Source organism: Streptomyces sp. NPDC048696, assembly GCF_043198895.1.
GTDB lineage: Bacteria > Actinomycetota > Actinomycetes > Streptomycetales > Streptomycetaceae > Streptomyces.
Window position 1 is genome coordinate 78,886 of record NZ_JBICVJ010000011.1, and the last position, 16,634, is coordinate 95,519.

Annotated in this window: 15 protein-coding genes and 2 pseudogenes; 11 read left to right on the forward strand and 6 right to left on the reverse strand. The window is 68.5% G+C overall.

Translation table 11 applies throughout. The annotated features are described in order from the left end of the window. Positions 1–51: 51 nt before the first annotated feature. Together ACGFRG_RS23525 and ACGFRG_RS23530 are read left to right on the forward strand one after the other, a co-directional pair. Positions 52–1,308 (forward strand): MFS transporter, encoded by a 1,257-nt coding sequence (locus tag ACGFRG_RS23525; protein WP_393266823.1) that lies wholly within the window; start codon positions 52–54, stop codon positions 1,306–1,308. A gap of 45 nt (positions 1,309–1,353) precedes the next feature. Further along, positions 1,354–1,557: pseudogene (locus tag ACGFRG_RS23530) on the forward strand (HAD hydrolase-like protein); the annotation flags it as partial. 896 nt (positions 1,558–2,453) lie between these two features. On the opposite strand, the gene ACGFRG_RS23535 reads toward ACGFRG_RS23530, so the two are convergent. Further along, positions 2,454–2,822, reverse strand: a complete 369-nt coding sequence (locus ACGFRG_RS23535) for a MerR family transcriptional regulator (RefSeq protein ID WP_361424177.1) — start codon at positions 2,820–2,822, stop codon at positions 2,454–2,456. 101 nt (positions 2,823–2,923) lie between these two features. Between ACGFRG_RS23535 and ACGFRG_RS23540 the strand changes: the two genes are divergently transcribed. The 3 genes and pseudogenes from ACGFRG_RS23540 (at position 2,924) to ACGFRG_RS23550 (ending at position 4,999) form a co-directional block, all read left to right on the forward strand. After that, positions 2,924–3,787: a patatin-like phospholipase family protein gene (locus tag ACGFRG_RS23540; protein WP_393266825.1), complete on the forward strand. Its 864-nt coding sequence runs from the start codon at positions 2,924–2,926 to the stop codon at positions 3,785–3,787. Between the two features lie 71 nt (positions 3,788–3,858). After that, positions 3,859–4,026: pseudogene (locus ACGFRG_RS23545) on the forward strand (VOC family protein); the annotation flags it as partial. 214 nt (positions 4,027–4,240) lie between these two features. Further along, positions 4,241–4,999, forward strand: a complete 759-nt coding sequence (locus ACGFRG_RS23550; RefSeq protein WP_361424171.1) for a mechanosensitive ion channel family protein — start codon at positions 4,241–4,243, stop codon at positions 4,997–4,999. A 259-nt stretch (positions 5,000–5,258) separates the two neighbouring features. On the opposite strand, the gene ACGFRG_RS23555 is transcribed toward ACGFRG_RS23550, so the two are convergent. From ACGFRG_RS23555 to ACGFRG_RS23570, 4 genes are all read right to left on the reverse strand, one after another. After that, a complete protein-coding gene (locus tag ACGFRG_RS23555; RefSeq protein ID WP_393266828.1) occupies positions 5,259–6,125 on the reverse strand; it encodes an NAD(P)H-binding protein in 867 nt (288 codons plus the stop codon). 104 nt (positions 6,126–6,229) lie between these two features. Beyond that, positions 6,230–7,582: a hypothetical protein gene (locus tag ACGFRG_RS23560; RefSeq protein ID WP_393266831.1), complete on the reverse strand. Its 1,353-nt coding sequence runs from the start codon at positions 7,580–7,582 to the stop codon at positions 6,230–6,232. Positions 7,583–7,938: 356 nt separating this feature from the next. Further along, positions 7,939–9,243, reverse strand: a complete 1,305-nt coding sequence (locus ACGFRG_RS23565; protein ID WP_361424161.1) for a cytochrome P450 — start codon at positions 9,241–9,243, stop codon at positions 7,939–7,941. 43 nt (positions 9,244–9,286) lie between these two features. Then, positions 9,287–10,297 carry a hypothetical protein gene (locus tag ACGFRG_RS23570; protein WP_361424158.1) on the reverse strand — a complete coding sequence of 337 codons (1,011 nt, stop codon included), beginning with the start codon at positions 10,295–10,297 and terminating at the stop codon, positions 9,287–9,289. Positions 10,298–10,542: 245 nt separating this feature from the next. Between ACGFRG_RS23570 and ACGFRG_RS23575 the strand changes: the two genes are divergently transcribed. The 3 genes from ACGFRG_RS23575 (at position 10,543) to dctA (ending at position 14,013) form a co-directional block, all read left to right on the forward strand. Beyond that, positions 10,543–11,430 carry a LysR family transcriptional regulator gene (locus ACGFRG_RS23575; RefSeq protein ID WP_361424155.1) on the forward strand — a complete coding sequence of 296 codons (888 nt, stop codon included), beginning with the start codon at positions 10,543–10,545 and terminating at the stop codon, positions 11,428–11,430. Positions 11,431–11,499: 69 nt separating this feature from the next. After that, on the forward strand, positions 11,500–12,555 hold the full coding sequence (locus ACGFRG_RS23580; RefSeq protein ID WP_393266835.1) for a tartrate dehydrogenase: 1,056 nt from the start codon (positions 11,500–11,502) through the stop codon (positions 12,553–12,555). 42 nt (positions 12,556–12,597) lie between these two features. Next, positions 12,598–14,013 (forward strand): C4-dicarboxylate transporter DctA, encoded by a 1,416-nt coding sequence (gene dctA, locus ACGFRG_RS23585; RefSeq protein WP_393266838.1) that lies wholly within the window; start codon positions 12,598–12,600, stop codon positions 14,011–14,013. Positions 14,014–14,198: 185 nt separating this feature from the next. Here dctA and ACGFRG_RS23590 read toward each other — a convergent pair whose 3' ends face one another. After that, entirely contained in the window at positions 14,199–14,603 is a 405-nt protein-coding gene (locus ACGFRG_RS23590) for a VOC family protein (RefSeq protein WP_393266840.1), read from the reverse strand. Positions 14,604–14,832: 229 nt separating this feature from the next. Between ACGFRG_RS23590 and ACGFRG_RS23595 the strand changes: the two genes are divergently transcribed. The 3 genes from ACGFRG_RS23595 (at position 14,833) to ACGFRG_RS23605 (ending at position 16,575) form a co-directional block, all read left to right on the forward strand. Continuing rightward, entirely contained in the window at positions 14,833–15,243 is a 411-nt protein-coding gene (locus ACGFRG_RS23595; protein WP_361424143.1) for a VOC family protein, read from the forward strand. Positions 15,244–15,425: 182 nt separating this feature from the next. After that, entirely contained in the window at positions 15,426–15,794 is a 369-nt protein-coding gene (locus tag ACGFRG_RS23600; RefSeq protein ID WP_361424140.1) for an SH3 domain-containing protein, read from the forward strand. Positions 15,795–15,990: 196 nt separating this feature from the next. After that, positions 15,991–16,575 (forward strand): DinB family protein, encoded by a 585-nt coding sequence (locus ACGFRG_RS23605; RefSeq protein ID WP_361424137.1) that lies wholly within the window; start codon positions 15,991–15,993, stop codon positions 16,573–16,575. Positions 16,576–16,634: the final 59 nt, after the last annotated feature.

A 16,634-nucleotide genomic window follows, 5' to 3' on the forward strand; every position in this document is an offset into this window, starting at 1 on the left:
TGCGAGCCTTTCGCGCGGGACCGATCCACTCGGCGACCCGGGGAGCAAGCAATGACGACGGAGCCGACCGCTCGTTCCCTTCCGCGCGAACCGCTCGGCGATCCGCACCTGCGCCGCCTGGTCGTGGGACAGGGGCTGGCGGCCGTGGTCGACGCGCTGTTCGTCATATGGCTCACGCTCTTCGTGCTCGAACTGTCGGAACCCGGGATCGCCACCGGGCTCGTTCTTGTGGCCGTGGCGCTGCCGCGAGCGGCGCTCCTGCTTCCGGCCGGAGTACTGGTCGACCGCCTCGGTCCCGCCCGGGTCGCGGCCAGTGCCTCCTGGCTCCGGGTCGCCGTCCTGCTCGCCCTCGGCGCCCTGGTCACCCTCACCTCACCATCGGTGACAACGGTTGCGCTGTTCGCCGGGCTGCTCGGCGCCGCCGACGCCGCGTACTTCCCGGCGGCCCTGGCACTGCTGCCCGCCGTCGTGCCGACCGAGAAGCTCTCCCAGGTCAACGCGCTGGTACAGGGCGCGGAGTCGGGAGGCGATCTGGTCGGCCCGGCAGTGGCCGCCGCAGTCATCGCCGCAGTCGGTTTTGATGCCACGCTCGGCGGGATCACGGCGATGGCCGCGCTGGCCGCCGTCGTTCTCAGCACGCTTGTCCGCGAGGTACGACGTGGCGAAGGTGCCGGGGACGACCCCGGTCCTGACGCCATCGACGGTGAGCGGCTCAGCAGTGCACGTGCCCTCGGCGCGGGCTTGCGATACGTCTGGCATGAACCGCTGGTGCGAGGGATGCTGGCAGCCGTCGCCCTGATCAACATTGCGGTCGTGGGCCCCGTTCTCGTAGGTGGCGCGGTGCTCGCCGACCAACGCCTCGGCGGCGCGGGATCTCTGGGCGTCGTGCTCTCCGGTTTCGGGGCCGGCTCACTGACCGGCTCACTCCTGGCCGGATGGCGTCCGCCCGCCCGGCGCGGCTGGACCGTGGTCGGCGGGGTCGCGGCGATCGGCGCAGGAGTTGCCGGACTCGCCGCCGTCACCCATGTCGTCGCCGCAACGGCGGTCGTCTCACTCGTCGGCCTCGGGTCCGCGTTCCTCGGAGTGGTCGTCGTGGTCACTCTGCAGGAGCGAGTGCCCAAGCAACTGAGGGGCCGAGTGCTCAGCCTCGTCGTGCTGGCCACGGTGGCGTTCGACCCGTTCTCGTACGTGGTTGCCGGCTTCCTGCTCCCCTACGGCACGACGACGCTGTTTCTGGTCTGCGGCGGCGCCGTCCTGGCATGCGCCGGCGTGGTCGCCGCCAACCCGGCGATCCGCTCCCTGCGTTGACGGCGACGATCGCCGGTTGTCTGCCGACCACGGGGCCCGGCGAAGAGTGGGGCACTCGCCGGTGAGACGCTGTATGTCGGTGATCATCCAGCGAACGACGTCGGTCCTGCGGCGCGCGCTGGTCTCCGGACTGCCCATGTCCGTCGCGGCCCATGGGGTTATCTATGGGCGGACACGGCCGAGGCCGAGGCTGCGGACTGGCGCGTCAACTCACTGCATGAGATTAGCGAGATCGTCGGAACGCTGTAAGCGCAAACGACCCCGACCCGGCTGGCGGGCGGGGCCGTTCGCGTATCCGGCGTGTGATCGCACGGGTACCGTTCGGAGTGCAGCCCTGAACGGAGTCAGTATGCCCGCCGACAATGCGCGTGAAGTAGGGCAGCGCATCGCTGCCACCCGCCGCTCCCGCCGTATGACCCAGAGCGATCTCGCTCGCGCGTCATTTACCTCGCTGGTCGGTAAAGGCGGTGGAACGCGGCGCTCGGTCGCCGAGCGATTCGACGCTGGAGGCGTTCGCCGATGCCCTCGGCGTCGATCCCTCTGTTCTGCGCACGGGCTACGCCCGCACGGAGCACCGTGTCCACCTTGCCCTACCTGCGATCTCGTCCGCCATCGCGGCGTATGACGTCCCCGTTGATCTGCCCACGCGCTCGCTCCGCCAACTGCAAACCGCCGTCGAGGAGTCGGTGAACTGGCGCCTCGGGGCGCAATACGGGCGGATCTCCCGGACCATCCCCGATCTTCTGGAAGACAGCCTGCGCGCCCTCCACACCGTGGCGGCAGCGCAGCGGCATCAGGCCGCATCCCTCGTCGTGGCTGCGGCCCGCGCCGCCGACGCCGTCGCTTGCAAGTACGGTGCCCACGATCTGTCAGCCCGCCTGGTGGAACTCATGCGCTGGGCCTGCCGCCAGGCCGAGGACCCGCTCCTGGCCGCCTCGGTGGCGTACGTCCGCACGGAGACGTTCTTCGCGGCTGGCGCGCACCACGCCGGACTCCGCGCCCTCGAAGTCGCCGTCGATGCGACCTCGTCCCCCGCCACCGCCGCTCAGGCAGCCGCTCGCGGCGCCCTCCACATGCGGGCCGCCGTCATCGCCGCACGGGCGGGCGATGACGATGCCGCTGACACCCTTGGGGTTCTGGCTGCGTCAGTCGGAGGGGCTGTCGGCGGCCGAGAGGATGGTGTCCAGCATGGCGCGGGAGCTGTGCAGGGCCTTGATCTCCTCGGTCATCCGTGCGCGCTCCTTCTTGAGGTCGCTGACGAGCTCGGGGCAGGCTGGGGTGAGTGCGGCGTCGTTCTCGTCGCCCGTCAGGCAGGGCAGGACCTGGGCGATCACCGCCGTGGAGAGGCCGGCCGCCAGCAGGCAGCGGATGCGGCGCACCGATTCCACGTCCGCCTCGCTGAACACCCGGTACCCGCTGGGCAGTCGTTGCGGCGCGAGCAGGCCCTGCTGCTCGTAGTAGCGCAGCAGCCGCTCGTGAACGCCGGTGCGAGTGACCATGTCCTTCATCCGCATGCACGACCTGCTTCCTTGGCCGCTTGACTCTGACATTGATGTCGGAGTTTAGCGTGCGGACTACGGGCTGCCAGGGGGCAGTTCACCGGGAGGGAGCAGTGATGTCCAGACACTCAACAGCCGTGGTGCTCGGCGGTGGCGGGTTGGCCGGTATCGGCTGGACCACCGGGGTGCTCGCCGCGCTGGAGGAGCAGGGGGTGCTCCGCCTGGGTTCGGCCGACCGCGTGATCGGTACGTCGGCGGGCGCCGCGGTGGCGGCCGCCGTGCTCCAGGCCGGATCGGCAAGCGCCGAGTTCGACAGAATCGTGCGCAAGTCGCGCCGGGGCGACGAACTAGCCCCCGCCGTGGCACTGGCCGACATCCTGCCCGACGTCCTGGCGATACACGCCGGCGAGGACTCCATGGCGACGAAGACAGAGCGCTTGATCCAGTTGTCCCGGCAGCGCGCGGGAATCGATCCGGCCCGGCGCCGTGCAGCCGTCGCGGGACGCGTCCGGAGTGACACGTGGCCCAGTGATCGTCTGCACGTCACCGCCATCCGCGCCGACGGCAGCCGCACCGTCTTCAACAGCGCCTCGGCAGTCGGTCTTGTGGATGCTCTCACCGCGAGTTGCGCCGTTCCGGGGCTGTGGCCCGTGGTGCACGTCGGGGGCAGGGAGTACATCGACGGCGGTACGTTCTCCCTCACCAACGCCGAACTCGCCCGGGCGGCTGAGCACGTGATCGTGCTTCGTCCCACACCGGAGCTGCCCCAGTACCTGACCGAGGAGCGCCGGGAGGTCCTTGAGCGCGCCACACTGATCGAGCCGTCCGAACGCGCCCGTGCCGGCTTCGGCTCGGATCCCTTCGACCCGGATGTGCGGGGCATCGCATCGGTCCTCGGCTACGAGGACGGCCTCGCAGCGGTGCCCGCGCTCGCCTCGAACAGGGCGTGCCTGGAAAGCTCGTGCAAGTCTGTGATGTGACAGCCCGGCCCGGGGAGAAGCTGTACGTGGTGCTGGACAACTGCTCCCCGCACCGGCACGTCGAAGTCCGTATCTGGGCCGCTGACAACGACGTCCAGGTGGTCAGCGAGTCGGCTCAATTCCGCCGCGAGCTTTTGGAGCTTTCAAAAGCGCCGTCCTGGGGCCCGTTCACCAACCTCCAGCTCACCGAAGGCGTGCTTCTTCAGTTCGCCGAGCCGCCGGTCGAGATCCAGATGCAGCGCTGCATCTGCGGAAGCTTGGCCGGGCAGCCAGAACGCGGGTCCCCGGCGGTCCGCGATGCTCTGGCGGCCGCCCCTCGGGCAGCACACGACCAGCAGCGAACTACGACTGACTCACGCAACTCCGGCTGGAGGGCAAGTGCAGCGGCCCCTGCGATGCCTGGGTACTCTACTGCGGCATTCACATCTCAGAAGCGCAGCGAGGACGTAACGAGTGGGCGAGGCAGAATCAGCTGGGGACGGCATGGCCCTCGGTCACAGACCGCATTGGCGGGGGGTGATCCGCACCCGACGGGCCGTGGTGACCACGTCACTGGCCGTGGGCGGGCTCGTTGTGTCGCTCACCTACGGCGGGCTGCTCGGGAGCCCGGGCAGTCATCACTCGCTGGCAGCCAGGATCGTCGCCGGGATCAGCGCTGGTGTCTTCTTGGTGTTTGCCCTGATGGCGGTGCGCGGGGCCACCAACGACCTGGTGAAGTTGTTGACCGGGCGGATCAGCGACAACCGCTCCGCGGCGTTGCGGGTGATATGCCTGCTGTCGGGTTACGCCATGGTGATCCTGGGTGCATTGAGCCTCGTACGAGTGCCCTGGGACAAGCTGCTCCTGGGCGGTGCGCTGACCGGTGTGGTCCTGGGTATCGCCGCCCAGCCGGTCCTGGGCAACATCTTCGCCGGACTGGTGCTGCTGGTGGTCCACCCCTTCACGATCGGTGCGCGGATCAGTGTGCAGTCCGGCCCGCTGGGCGGCCGCATCGAGGGCGAAGTCACCGACATGTCCCTGCTGTTCATCGAACTGCATACGGAAGACGGCAAGATGCTGCTGCCCAACAACGCCGTCCTCGGCGCGGCCATCGGCCCGCCGAGCCACGGGCTCGCCGGGGCGTCAGGTGAGCAGCTGTCCGAGAACGGTCGCGGCGCGCCGCCTTCGGACGACGTGGCGGCCCGGGCCTCTGCGGCGACAGACGCCCGGTAACGCCCAACACCACGTGCCGGTCCGGGCGCCGGACGTTCTCCCGCCGCTGTCCGCCGGTCTTGAACCAGCCAGATTGCGCCCTCGAAGTGCTGACGCAGCCGCTCAGGGGACGGGCCGTACCTGCCGATCGGACAGGTACGGTCCGGTGAAATCCCCTGCGCTGCCTGTCGGTTGGGCTCGGTGCGCCCAAGATGATCTGCCGGTCCGGGCCCTGCCGCGCGGGCGACTCCCGTGGGTCGCTCGGGCCTGGATATCCGGCCTAGCGGAAGCCGTCCGCGTGCTCTTCCGCCCATGAGCGGAACGTGCGCGCCGGTGCTCCGGTGATCTCTTCCACCGTGGAGGTGATCAGGTTCGATTCGGGCCGGGTGTCAGCGCTGGCCAACAGGGCCTCGACGAGAGCGGGTGGCCTGCCGTCGGCGAGCATGCGCTGACGTGCGATCTCCACCGGGACCTTCTCGAAGTGCGTGGGGTGGCCGATCGCTTCTCCGATCGCGTGGACCTGCTCTGCTCTGCTGAGTACCTGCGGGCCGGTCAGGACGTGTTTCATACCCGCATGCCTGTCATCGGTCAGCGCATGGGCCGCCACGGCTGCGACATCCCGCTCGTGGATCACCGCGGTGGCGGCCATGTCGGGGCCGCGAACGACGTGCGTGGTGCGGATCTGCTCGGCCCATCCACGCGCGTTGGATGCGATGGTGTTCGACCGCAGGAAAGTCCACTCCACGCCGGATCCTTCGATCAGGAGCTCCATGTCGGCGTGGAGCTGGTTGATCGGGTCAGTCTGACGTCCGGCATCGTCGTTCACGCCCGACGACGAGAGATAGACGATGCGGCGGGCATGCTGCGCGATCGCCTTCAGTACGGCAGGGGCACCCTCGGTCGTAAGGAACGGCCATATCAGGAACACCGTGTCGCTCCCGACCAGTGCCCCCTCCAACGAGTGCGGCTGAGCCAGGTCCCCGCCCACGAGCGTGGCTCCGGCCGGTAGCTCGGCCGATGCGGGATCACGCGCCAATGCACGCACGGCAGCCCCTGTGGCCAGGAGTTGGACAACAACTTGCCGACCGACATTGCCGGTCGCACCCGTCACAATAATTTCACCCATGATCAGGTCAGCCGCCGCCATGCCCTGGGTATTCCGGCGATGCCGAGATGATCCACGATCCGGCCGAACTGCTGCCGCAGCCAGGCGGGGTACGGCCGGGCTCGCCGGTCGACAGCGTCAGGCGGCTATCCGGCGTGAGCGTACTTCGACCGTGACAGCAGGCCGGGGATGACGTCGAAGCGGTAGACGTACTCCCGCCACATCCGGTTCGCCTCGGCCGTGTTGTCGATGCAGGCTGTGTAGCTGCGGCAGTTCTCGGGGTCGAGGAGGCGCTCGATGTCGGCCGGGTCGAGGTCGGCGCCCGACAGACTGGGGTCGCCCTCGGCGATGGGCGCGTCGTCACCGCCGGCGCCGATCGCCCGCCGCACTCGCGCCACTGTGGTGAGGTCCCAGAGCCGGTCGCGGCGCGGTGGCGCCTTGGGCAGGTGGGTGGCGTGTCGCCGGGAGGCGAGGGTCATGACGGTCCAGGCGTCGAAGCAGTGGCGAATCGCCGGCGGCAGGTCATGGGAGCAGGTGAGGTAGGTGAGGTAGTCGGCCAGCTCGGCCACCTTCACACCGTCCCGCAGGAGCATGGAGCAGGAGTTGAAGTCGTCGCCGGATTTGGTCTCGTCGTGGCGGATCTGCCACATGTCGTGGGCCAGCGACGTGGCGATCTTCCACTCGTCGAGCAGCGGATGGCCGGACAGCCCGGCGTAGAAGGCGTTCTGAGCGACCTGGGCGTCGGAGCCGGAGTCGACGGCGCGCATCGCCAGCCGGTCCGGCAACGGCACCACGGACGGGTCGTGGTAGCGGGAGGTCAGTCGTGTCGCCATGTTGGCCACCAGATTGCCCAGGTCCGGCACCCACACCTGCTCGACCGCACAGGGCCGGTCGAGGCGGGGGTGAAGGTGATCGAGAGCTACCTGGGCCAGTTTCCCCACTTCCGCCGCGCAGGTCGGACCGGCATAGTGCTGGTCGACGAGGGCGATGACCGGCCAGAGGTGCATGGTGGCGATGACCACGTCGACCGGGACGTCGGAGGAGTGGCAGTGGGCGGCCCATCGGGACGCCGACTCGCATGCGCCGGAAACCGTCTCCCGCGCTGTGCGCCACATCTGTGCGTTCCCCCTGCCGCCGCCGAGAACGCAGGGCCGGTCCGGCAGGTCGACGCCGTACTCGTGGTCACTGACCTGGCGCAGATACGGTTCCACCCACCGCAGCATCCGGTCATCCGGGCGGGCAGCGGCACGGGCGGCCAGCGCGCCGACCGTACCGACGAGCGGATCGTCGGTTGTCAGTACGCCGCCTGTGGTGCGGGCGTGCCGGCGCCACCCGCCGGCTTTGTCGATGTGGTCGAGTGCGGCGGCGGTCTCGTCGCTGAGTACGTAGTCGACCGGCTCGCTCATCGCGACCGCGGCGCAGAAAGGGCGCAGGCCGTCGTCGGCGACCCGCTCGGGGTCGTAGAGGGCCAGGAGGTCGATCCGTGACGTCGATGGCATGCGTTTTCCCCCTCTTCGACTGCCCAGCTGCCCGCAGGCCGGCCGACATGACCCACGTTTTCCCAGCCAGCACCACGACGAATCGCGGACACCGGAGCAGGGCGGGGCCGGGCGGCAGCAGGGACGATTCGGCTGCCTCACGACGCGGCCCTGGCCAGCGGCTCTGCTACTCGTCTCGCACTTTTGATCGACCCGTTGGGTCTGTTCGCCCGGAACGTGATCGGCTCCTGGGCTCGGTGGACGGCACCGAGCAGGGGCCGGGCCAGGCCAACGATCAAGTCGCGGCAGGGGAAGCACACTTCAGGGGCATCCCGGCCTGGAACGCTCGCGACCACAGCACGCACTCCACCCCCCGATCAGGTACTGCGGCAGTACACCTGGATCGAGTGAGGGGTTGTGAGGTTGACCCCGTGCGAGCGCGGTCGTAACTCGCCGTCGGCCCCCAGGAGACCGAAACCGTCCAGCCGTAGAGCCTCGGCCAGGGTGAGCCTCATCTCCAGTTCGGTCAACTGGGCGCCCAGGCAGCGGTGGGAGCCGATGCCGAAGGGGAGGTAGCGCAATCGGTCGGGAGGCCGGCTGAGGAACCGTTCCGGCCGGAACCGGCCGTGGTCGGGGTAGGTCTGTTCGTGGTGATGTGCCAGGTGAATCGCCACGATGATTTCCGTGCCCGCGGGGAAATGGAAGCCCTCTGCGGTGAACGGCGTCACCACGCGCCGCGCCGCGCTGGTCGGGGTGATCGTCGGGACACGCAGGGCTTCCAGGCACACGGCGGACAGGTAGGGCAGCGACGCGATCTGGAGTGTGGAAGCGTTGTCCGGCAGCGTCCGCAGTTCGGCGGTTACGCGTGCGGCGACATCGGGGCGGTGGTGGAGCCAGTACAGGGCCATGGACATGCCGTTGCCGGCCGTCGTGGTGCCTCCGGTCAGGACGCTGACGAGTTGATCGCGTATGTCGCGGTCGGACAGTGGATGAGGTGCGGCCAGCAGCGCGGCCAGCAGCGAGTCGCCGTGGTCGGCCCCCGTGGAGCGGGCACGCGCGATCTCGGCCGACAGGAGGCGGTCCAGCGCGGTGCGATGGTGGCGGTAGTGCGCGTCGAGCTGTGCGCGTTGCCCGGGAGCTGCCGTGCGTGCGTCGTGCACGGCGTTGAGTACGCCGACGAGCGCGTCTTCCATCGCGTGATCGGTGGCTTCGGGGAGATCGGGGAAGATCAGCGCGTTCATGATGCGCGCGGTGATCCCGATGGTCATCCTGGCCAGGGGCTGCGGGGGACGTCCACGCAGGTCGTGCAGCCGCTGTGCGATCAGCCGGTGCACCGTGTCGGCCCGCCGCCGCAGTGAGGCGCCGACCAGGGGTGGTGTCACGACCTGCCGTATGCGTCGGTGCTCGGCTCCCGCCAGCTTCAGCATGCTGCGCGGGCCGATCAGGTCGTTGTACATGGTGGTGCCCAGGCCGACGAGCTCCTGGTCGTGCCGGAACAGGATGGTGCGGAATTGGCGAGGAGTGCTGAGGAAGACCCGAGGCGGCTGGTCCGGTCGATGAAGCGTGAACAGGTCGCCGTAGGAGGCCCGGAAGGCCTCCAGCATCGCGGGCTGCTGTTCCAGGCGCCACAGTTCCTCGCGATCGGGGGCCGGTCCGGGCGGTAACGATCGGGTGATGGCCATCGTGCGGGACCGCCTTGTCGTGTCGGACTCGGGGATCGGCTGGTCAGGGAGCCATAGGTGTTCCACCGGTGGTGAGAGGGGCGGCGGCGGTGTGACCGTAGCGGGCGCTGTCGTACAGAGACCAGTTGACTGTGCCGGTCATCCAGTCCTGGCAGCCGTCGATCCATCCGGACAGCGCGGGACTCGCGGTCCGGCGCACCTGCTCGGCCAGCTCGGCGAACCTGGTGATCTCGGCCTGCGTCTGGTCGGCCGCCAGCTCGACCGCTTCCTGCCACGAACGGCTCGGCTCGGCGTCCTTGAAGACCGTGACGAGGCTACGAGTCGAGGGCTCATGGACCTCGACCGGGGCGCTCAGCACATCGTTGGACCACGCGACGACGTTGACCGCGTACCGCTCCAGCCGACGCGTCCGGGGCGCGTGGAACTCCGCGGGTGTGATGGGGCCCGCGTTGGCCACATCCGCGACCGCGAAGGGGGGTTTGAGGCCCGCCGAGTAGCGGCGGAACGACGCGTACGAACGGGGGCTGATCCGGTCGGTGCACACCTGATCGAAGATCTGTGTCGTCAGCGAAAGCAGCCAGAGCCGCATCGCCGTCGCCCACCGCTCGTAATGCTCGGGCGCGGGGACCAACGCGCGCAGTCGGCGGCACAGGTCCAGCCATGCCGCCTCACCGTGCACAGGCTGCTCGCCGAGCTCGTCGAGATCGACCACGTCCAGCATCGCGGTCAACCTCCGCACCATGGCGCTCGCCTGCTCCGCGCTCTCCACACGATCGGCCGTCACGTCGTCGAACAGGAAGAACCACAGCATGAAGTCGGCGGCCCACTGGGCGAACTCCCGATCGGCACGGGGGAAACAGCGCCCGGCCAGCCATGCGAATCGATAACCCGCGTACCGGTCGCGCTCGGCGTCGTCGCGCAGCAACGCGTGCTGCTCGGACCAGTCGACCAAGGCCAGATGCATCCCCTGGACATCGGGATGAAGAGTGCTGGCCCACGGCAACTCGATCGTCGGCAGGACGACCTGGTCGAAGTCCGTGAGGTCATGTCGCATGGACCCGTCCTCCCTGTCGACGGGGGAGCGACGCACAGCTCATCCGGACGCACCCCACCAAGCTCAGGCACCTGTTCATGTTCCCACCGGCCTAGGGTTGAGGAGAGCACCCAACGGGCCAGGACCGTTCGGTTCCCGGCCATTCCTCATAGGGTGGCCGAACGCTTGGCCGCTGCCATAGGACAGGTCCTCAGACGAGCTGACGGGACAGGGGCGTTCTTCAACATGTGAGGGATGGGGTGGTCATGGACATCAGGCAGCTGGAGTACTTCCTCGCCATTGTCGATCACGGGGGTTTCCACCGGGCGGCATCGGCGCTGTACCTCTCCCAGCCCTCCCTCTCCCAGGCTGTGCAGGCGCTGGAGCGTGACTTGGGCAGCAGTCTGTTCCATCGAATCGGGCGCCGGGCCGTGCTCACCGAGGCAGGCACGGCATTGATCGAACCGGCCCGAGCGGCTGTACGCAGCCTGGAGACCGCACGCGCCAGGGTCGCGGCCGTACACGAACTTCGCCAAGGACACCTGGACATCGCCGCCATGCCGTCTCAGGCGGTGGAGCCCCTGACCACGATGATCCGTGCGTTCAGCGGACGCTACCCCGGGGTGTCGGTCAACATCCGGGCCGCCTTCACCTCGCGCGATGTCATCGACATGGTGCGCACCGGCGCGGCCGAGTTGGGGCTTCTTGCGACGTCGGAGCCGCTCACCGACAAACAAGTGATCTCGCACGGGGCCGGTGAGCAGCGTTTCGTACTGCTCACCCCGCCCGAGGGGCCCTTCCCCGCCGGGCGACCGGTCTCCTGCGAGCAACTGTCCGGGCAGCGGCTGATCGTCGGGCAGCGGGGGACAGGGATGCGCGCGTACGTCGACGGGCTGCGCGAGCGCGGCATCGACTTCACCGTCGCCGCGCAGACCGAGCACCGGGTGGCCATCCTTCCGCTGGTGCTCGCGGGGGTCGGGCTCGCCGTGGTCACCGAGTCCTGGCGCACGACAGCCGAGCGATCCGGCGCACTGGTGCTGGACATCGAGCCGACAACGGCGCTGCGGATCGCCTTGGTCAGCCGCCGCGCCGAGCAGTCGCCTGCCGCTCGCGCCTTCCTGACCTGCGCACTTGCTGCTGCTGAGGATCGATAGGGCGGTCCTATAAGGCAGATCGGCACACGGTCTTGGACGGCGGCGCGGCCTGGTTGCTGCAATCGGCACATGACCCACCACCGCATCGCACTCATCCCCGGCGACGGCATCGGAGCCGAGGTGCTGCCGCCCGCCCGGCAGGTCCTGGACGCCGTCGGCGCCCGTCGCGGCATCGGCTTCTCCTACGCCTCCTACGACTGGTCGTGCGAGCGGTACGTCCGCGAGGGCGCGATGATGCCCGAGGACGGCCTCGACCAGTTGCGCGAGAAGGACGCGATCCTGCTCGGCGCGGTCGGCTCTCCGCACGTGCCGGATCACGTCTCGCTGTGGGGGCTGCTGATCCCGATCCGCCGGGGCTTTCGCCAGTACGTCAACCTGCGACCGATCCGCGTTTTCGAGGGAGTGGACAGCCCCGTGCGCACTGCCACGGCCGATGGGGTGGACCTGGTCGTCGTACGAGAGAACGTCGAGGGCGAGTACAGCGAGATCGGCGGTCGGCTGAACCGGGGCCACCCGGAGGAACTGGCCGTGCAGGAGGCGGTGTTCACGCGCGCCGGAGTGACCCGCGTCCTCGACTACGCCTTCGCGCTGGCCGCGCGGCGTGGCAGGCGGCTCACCTCGGCCACCAAGTCCAACGGGATCGTGCACACCCTGCCGTTCTGGGACGAGCTGGTGGCCGAGCGCGCCGCCGCTCACCCGCTGGTGGTCTGGGACCAGGAGCACATCGACGCCCTGGCCGCGAAGTTCGTCCTCGACCCGGCGCGCTTCGACGTGGTCGTCGCCTCCAACCTCTTCGGTGACATCCTCAGCGACCTGGCCTCCGCCGTGGCGGGCTCCATCGGTATCGCACCGGCCGCCAACCTCAACCCGGAGCGCACCTACCCCTCGATGTTCGAGCCGGTCCACGGCTCCGCGCCCGACATCGCGGGCCGCGGCATCGCCAATCCGCTCGGCGCGATCGGGGCGGCGGCCATGATGCTCGACCACCTCGGCCACCCCGAGGCGGCCCAGGACGTCACCGACGCCATCGCCGCGGTGCTGGCCAAGACCGACGTACGCACTCCCGACCTCGGCGGCAGCGCCACGACCACCGCATTCACGGAAAAGATCCTCCAACTGCTGTGACCGAGCGCTGCGGATCCACGTTCCTCGACGAGGAGAAACGCCATGGCAGCAACCGCTTCCCCCGCCCCCGGTCCGCCTCCTGCCGCACCGCGGTCCAAGCCCTGGTACCAGCAGCTCTACCTGTGGGTCCTGACCGCGATCGGCTGCGGCATCCTGACGGGCTGGCTCCGGCCGGGCCTCGGCGTCGCCCTGGAACCCGTGGGTGTCACCTTCGTGTCCGCCATCAAGATGCTCATCACGCCGATCGTCTTCCTGACGATCGTGGCCGGCATCGGCGGAGTGGACACTCTGCGCCGCGTCGGTCGGGTCGGTCTCAAATCCCTGGTCTACTTCCAAGCCGGCACCCTGGCCGCCCTGGCCGTCGGGCTGATCGCGGTCAACCTCTTCCGGCCCGGTGCCGGAGTCCATGCCCACCCCGGCGAGCTGCACCTGAGCGGCCACGCCGCGCAATACGTCAAGGACGGCGAGGGCCAGAGCTGGTGGCACTTCCTCACCGACATCGTGCCCTCCAGCGCGGTGGGCGCCTTCGCGGAAGGCAACATCCTTCAGGTCATCTTCGTCGCCGTGCTGTTCGGCATCGCCGTCAAAGCCCTGGGACCGACGGGAGTCCCCGTCGTGGACGGCATCAACCGGCTGAGCGCCGTGGTGTTCAAGATCCTTCACTACATCATGCTGGCCGCGCCCGTCGGCGCGTTCGGCGCGATGGCCTTCACCATCGGCACATACGGCATGTCCACCCTCACCAGTCTCGGCTCGCTCGTCGGACTGTTCTACGGCACCTCCCTGTTCTTCGTCGTCGTGGTCCTCGGCGGTGTCCTGGCCCTGCTCCGGATCAACATCTTCCGATTGCTGCGCTACCTGCGCGAAGAGTTCCTCGTCGGGCTGGGCACCTCCTCCTCCGAGAGCGTGCTGCCGCGGGTGATGGTCAAGCTCGAAGGACTCGGTGTACGTCGCGACATCGTCGGATTGACGGTGCCGACCGGTTATGCGTTCAACCTTGACGGCAGTTCCATATACCTGTCCCTGGCCGCCGTCTACATCGCGCAGGCCACCGACACCCCGCTCACCATCGGCCAGCAGCTCGGCCTGCTTGCCGTCATGATCCTCACCTCCAAGGGTTCTGGAGGCGTCACCGGAGCCGGTTTCATCGCCCTGGCCGCCACCCTCTCCACCGTCGGGACCGTCCCCGCCGCCGGCATCATGCTGATCTTCGGCGTCGACAAGTTCATGTCCGAGTGCCGCGCGCTGACCAACCTGGCCGGAAACAGCGTCGCCACTCTCGTCGTCGCCCGCTGGGAACACGCCCTCGACACCGCACACGTCAACCGCGTGCTGCACACCGGCACACCGGAACCCGACCAGGACCACAAGGCTCGGTCCGCTACGAGGCGACCGTCTTCGCGGCAGCCATCAATGAATGGCTCTAACGTGCCTAGCCCTCAAAAGAGACAGACTTAGCGAGCGAAGTCCAGTCCAGGGGACGCGCGAGTGGGGGCCCGATCTTCTTCTGTGAACCCCCTCAGCTCCACCCGCCAGGACATTTCGTTCTGTGGGTCCGCTACTGACCCGAACGACCGGCCCCGGGACTTTCCCGGGGCCCTCGGCGGCGGCCGGGTGAGCCGTCGTGACGTATCCGCGCGGGGTCAGCTTTGGATGGCGGTGGGGTCCATGTAGGTGACTTCCCAGTGGTGTCCGTCGGGGTCCATGAAGGAGCGGCCGTACATGGGTCCTTGTTCCATGGTGTCGTTGGCGGGTGTGCCGCCGCTGGTGAGTGCTGTGTCGACGAGGCGGTCGACGTCTTCGCGGCTGTCGGCGCTGAGGCAGACGATGGATTCGATGGTGGTGGCGGTGTCGGCGATCTGCCGCTTGGTGAAGCCCTGGAAGAAGGGTTCGGTCAGCAGCATTGCGTAGATGGTGTCGCTGATGACGAGGCAGGCGGCGTTCTCGTCGGTGAACTGGGGGTTGAAGGAGTAGCCCAGCTTGGTGAAGAAGTCCTTGGAGCGGTCGAGGTCTTTCACCGGCAGATTGACGAAGATCATGGTGGGCATGTCGGGCTCCCTGGTGGGTGGTGTCGTTGCGTACGGGGGGTAGACCGGGGCCGGCACGAAAACTCATCGCCGATCCGGCTGCGAGCTTCCGCGATCCGCGCGGCTGATCCATGCGTTGGTGGTAGCCGCGGATCTGTGCGAAGGCGATCGAGTGGCGGCTGGGGATGTCAGTGCCCTGTGTGACCATCCAGGTGACTGAAGTCGTCTCGTCGTGAAGGGAATTGCCGCCATGGTCGCCTGGCCCGGAAGCATCCAAGCTGTCACGTTGTTCGTGGAGGATCTCGCGGTGGCGAGGGAGTTCTATCGGGATGTGTTCGAGCTCCCCGTCCACTTCGAGGACGAGAGCTCGGCCGTGTTCCGGTTCGGGGGGACCATGGTGAATCTGCTGGCGGTCGACGCTGCTCCCGAGCTGGTGGCTCCCGCCTCGGTCGCCTCCCCGGACCAGGGTGTGCGTACGCAGTTCACGCTTCAGGTCGCGGATGTGGACCAGGTGTGCCGGCGCCTGGCCGGGCGAGGCGTCGGACTGCTCAACGGACCGGTGGAGCGGCCTTGGGGAGTTCGCACGGCGAGCTTCCGCGATCCGGGCGGCCACATCTGGGAGATCGCTGCTCCCAGCGCGCCGGGCCGGGCGGGCGCGTAAGAGGACTGTGGGTGGGAGGCATCGGGCCGGAACACGCTTGTCCGAAAATCGTGAGGGGTGCGCCAACTGACGTACAGGTTAAGGACGTTCTTCGCGTTTATGGAACGGGTCGGCGCGATCCGCTGTCTTGCAGGGCGTACATCCCAAAGGGAAGGAAAGGGGAAGAAATGTACGTATCTGGCATGCGTAAGGTCGTTGCCGCAGGAGCGGTTGCGACACTTGCTGGAACGGGGATCCTGCTCGGCAGCAGTGCGGCATCGGCGGCGTCCGTGACGGCGAGCGTCGCGTCAGCCCGGCAGGCTCCCGCTCCGGCGGCCGGGCCCACGGGCAAGGTCGTCGCCAACGGTGGTCTGTGGGTGCACCAGGACGCGACCACCGCGTCCAAGCACCTCAACCTGCTGCCCAACGGCACGGTGACAGCCCTGCAGTGCAAGAAGAACAGCCAGAACGTGGACGGCAACACGCTCTGGTACAAGCTCGGCGCGGGCAAGCCCGGCTGGGTCGCCGCCCGCTATGTGCAAAACCTCGCCCCGGTGCCGTACTGCAAGTGAACTGATCCGGCGTCAAAGGGCGTCTGTCCCGGCAGGACCGGGACAGGCGCCCACGCCATCCGTCAACATTGACGACTGCTTGGACCCGGCCTGGACTCGGACCGGCATCCGGCTCCGAGCCGCTTGGACGGCGTCCCCCTTCTCCAGGGGAGGCCGTGCGCTCGGCCACGAGCAGCCCATGGCAGGCTCATGCCGCATGATCGATGAATTCGCGAAGGACAACCTGCACGGAAGACTGCGGCGGGACCGTGAGGCGCTGCTCTGGAAACTCGACGGCCTGTCCGAATACGACGCTCGCCGGCCTCTGACAGCGACCGGGACCAACCTCCTCGGCCTGGTCAAACACGTGGCCACCGTCGAGGCCAGGTACTTCGGCGAGGTCTTCGACCGCCCATCCCCGGAACCGCTGTGCCGGTGGCAGGACTCCGACGGCAGCGATCAGTGGGCAGCCGAGGACGAGACCCGCGATCAGATCATCGGGTTCTACCGGCGCACGTGGGAACACTCGGACGCGACGATCAGCGAGCTCCCCCTTGATGCCCCCGGCCACGTGCCGTGGTGGTCGGAGCCTTATCCGAACACGAACCTGTTCGCCGTCATGGTCCATGTCCTCAGCGAGTCTGTCCGGCATGCCGGACACGCCGACATCCTGCGCGAGGGGCTCGACGGCCGGACCGGGCTGCGCGCCGAGCACGAGAAGCAGATCGACGAGGAAGCCCGTGCGGCCTACTGCGCGAAGATCGAGCAGGCCGCCAGATCGGCCGCATCAGTCAAGGCGTAGGGGCTGTCCCACGTGACGTGATGTTCGAGCGGCATGATGCCGGTCGTGGGTGCGGGGTC

What these genes read in the sequence shown, in the direction of transcription:
- ACGFRG_RS23570 (WP_361424158.1), bottom strand. Translation starts at nt 10,297, where the DNA reads ATGCGACATGACCTCACGGACTTCGACCAGGTCGTCCTGCCGACGATC.
- ACGFRG_RS23555 (WP_393266828.1), bottom strand. Translation starts at nt 6,125, where the DNA reads ATGGCGGCGGCTGACCTGATCATGGGTGAAATTATTGTGACGGGTGCG.
- ACGFRG_RS23565 (WP_361424161.1), bottom strand. Translation starts at nt 9,243, where the DNA reads ATGGCCATCACCCGATCGTTACCGCCCGGACCGGCCCCCGATCGCGAG.
- ACGFRG_RS23590 (WP_393266840.1), bottom strand. Translation starts at nt 14,603, where the DNA reads ATGCCCACCATGATCTTCGTCAATCTGCCGGTGAAAGACCTCGACCGC.
- dctA (WP_393266838.1), top strand. Translation starts at nt 12,598, where the DNA reads ATGGCAGCAACCGCTTCCCCCGCCCCCGGTCCGCCTCCTGCCGCACCG.
- ACGFRG_RS23580 (WP_393266835.1), top strand. Translation starts at nt 11,500, where the DNA reads ATGACCCACCACCGCATCGCACTCATCCCCGGCGACGGCATCGGAGCC.
- ACGFRG_RS23605 (WP_361424137.1), top strand. Translation starts at nt 15,991, where the DNA reads ATGATCGATGAATTCGCGAAGGACAACCTGCACGGAAGACTGCGGCGG.
- ACGFRG_RS23595 (WP_361424143.1), top strand. Translation starts at nt 14,833, where the DNA reads ATGGTCGCCTGGCCCGGAAGCATCCAAGCTGTCACGTTGTTCGTGGAG.
- ACGFRG_RS23525 (WP_393266823.1), top strand. Translation starts at nt 52, where the DNA reads ATGACGACGGAGCCGACCGCTCGTTCCCTTCCGCGCGAACCGCTCGGC.
- ACGFRG_RS23540 (WP_393266825.1), top strand. Translation starts at nt 2,924, where the DNA reads ATGTCCAGACACTCAACAGCCGTGGTGCTCGGCGGTGGCGGGTTGGCC.
- ACGFRG_RS23600 (WP_361424140.1), top strand. Translation starts at nt 15,426, where the DNA reads ATGCGTAAGGTCGTTGCCGCAGGAGCGGTTGCGACACTTGCTGGAACG.
- ACGFRG_RS23535 (WP_361424177.1), bottom strand. Translation starts at nt 2,822, where the DNA reads ATGCGGATGAAGGACATGGTCACTCGCACCGGCGTTCACGAGCGGCTG.
- ACGFRG_RS23575 (WP_361424155.1), top strand. Translation starts at nt 10,543, where the DNA reads ATGGACATCAGGCAGCTGGAGTACTTCCTCGCCATTGTCGATCACGGG.
- ACGFRG_RS23560 (WP_393266831.1), bottom strand. Translation starts at nt 7,582, where the DNA reads ATGCCATCGACGTCACGGATCGACCTCCTGGCCCTCTACGACCCCGAG.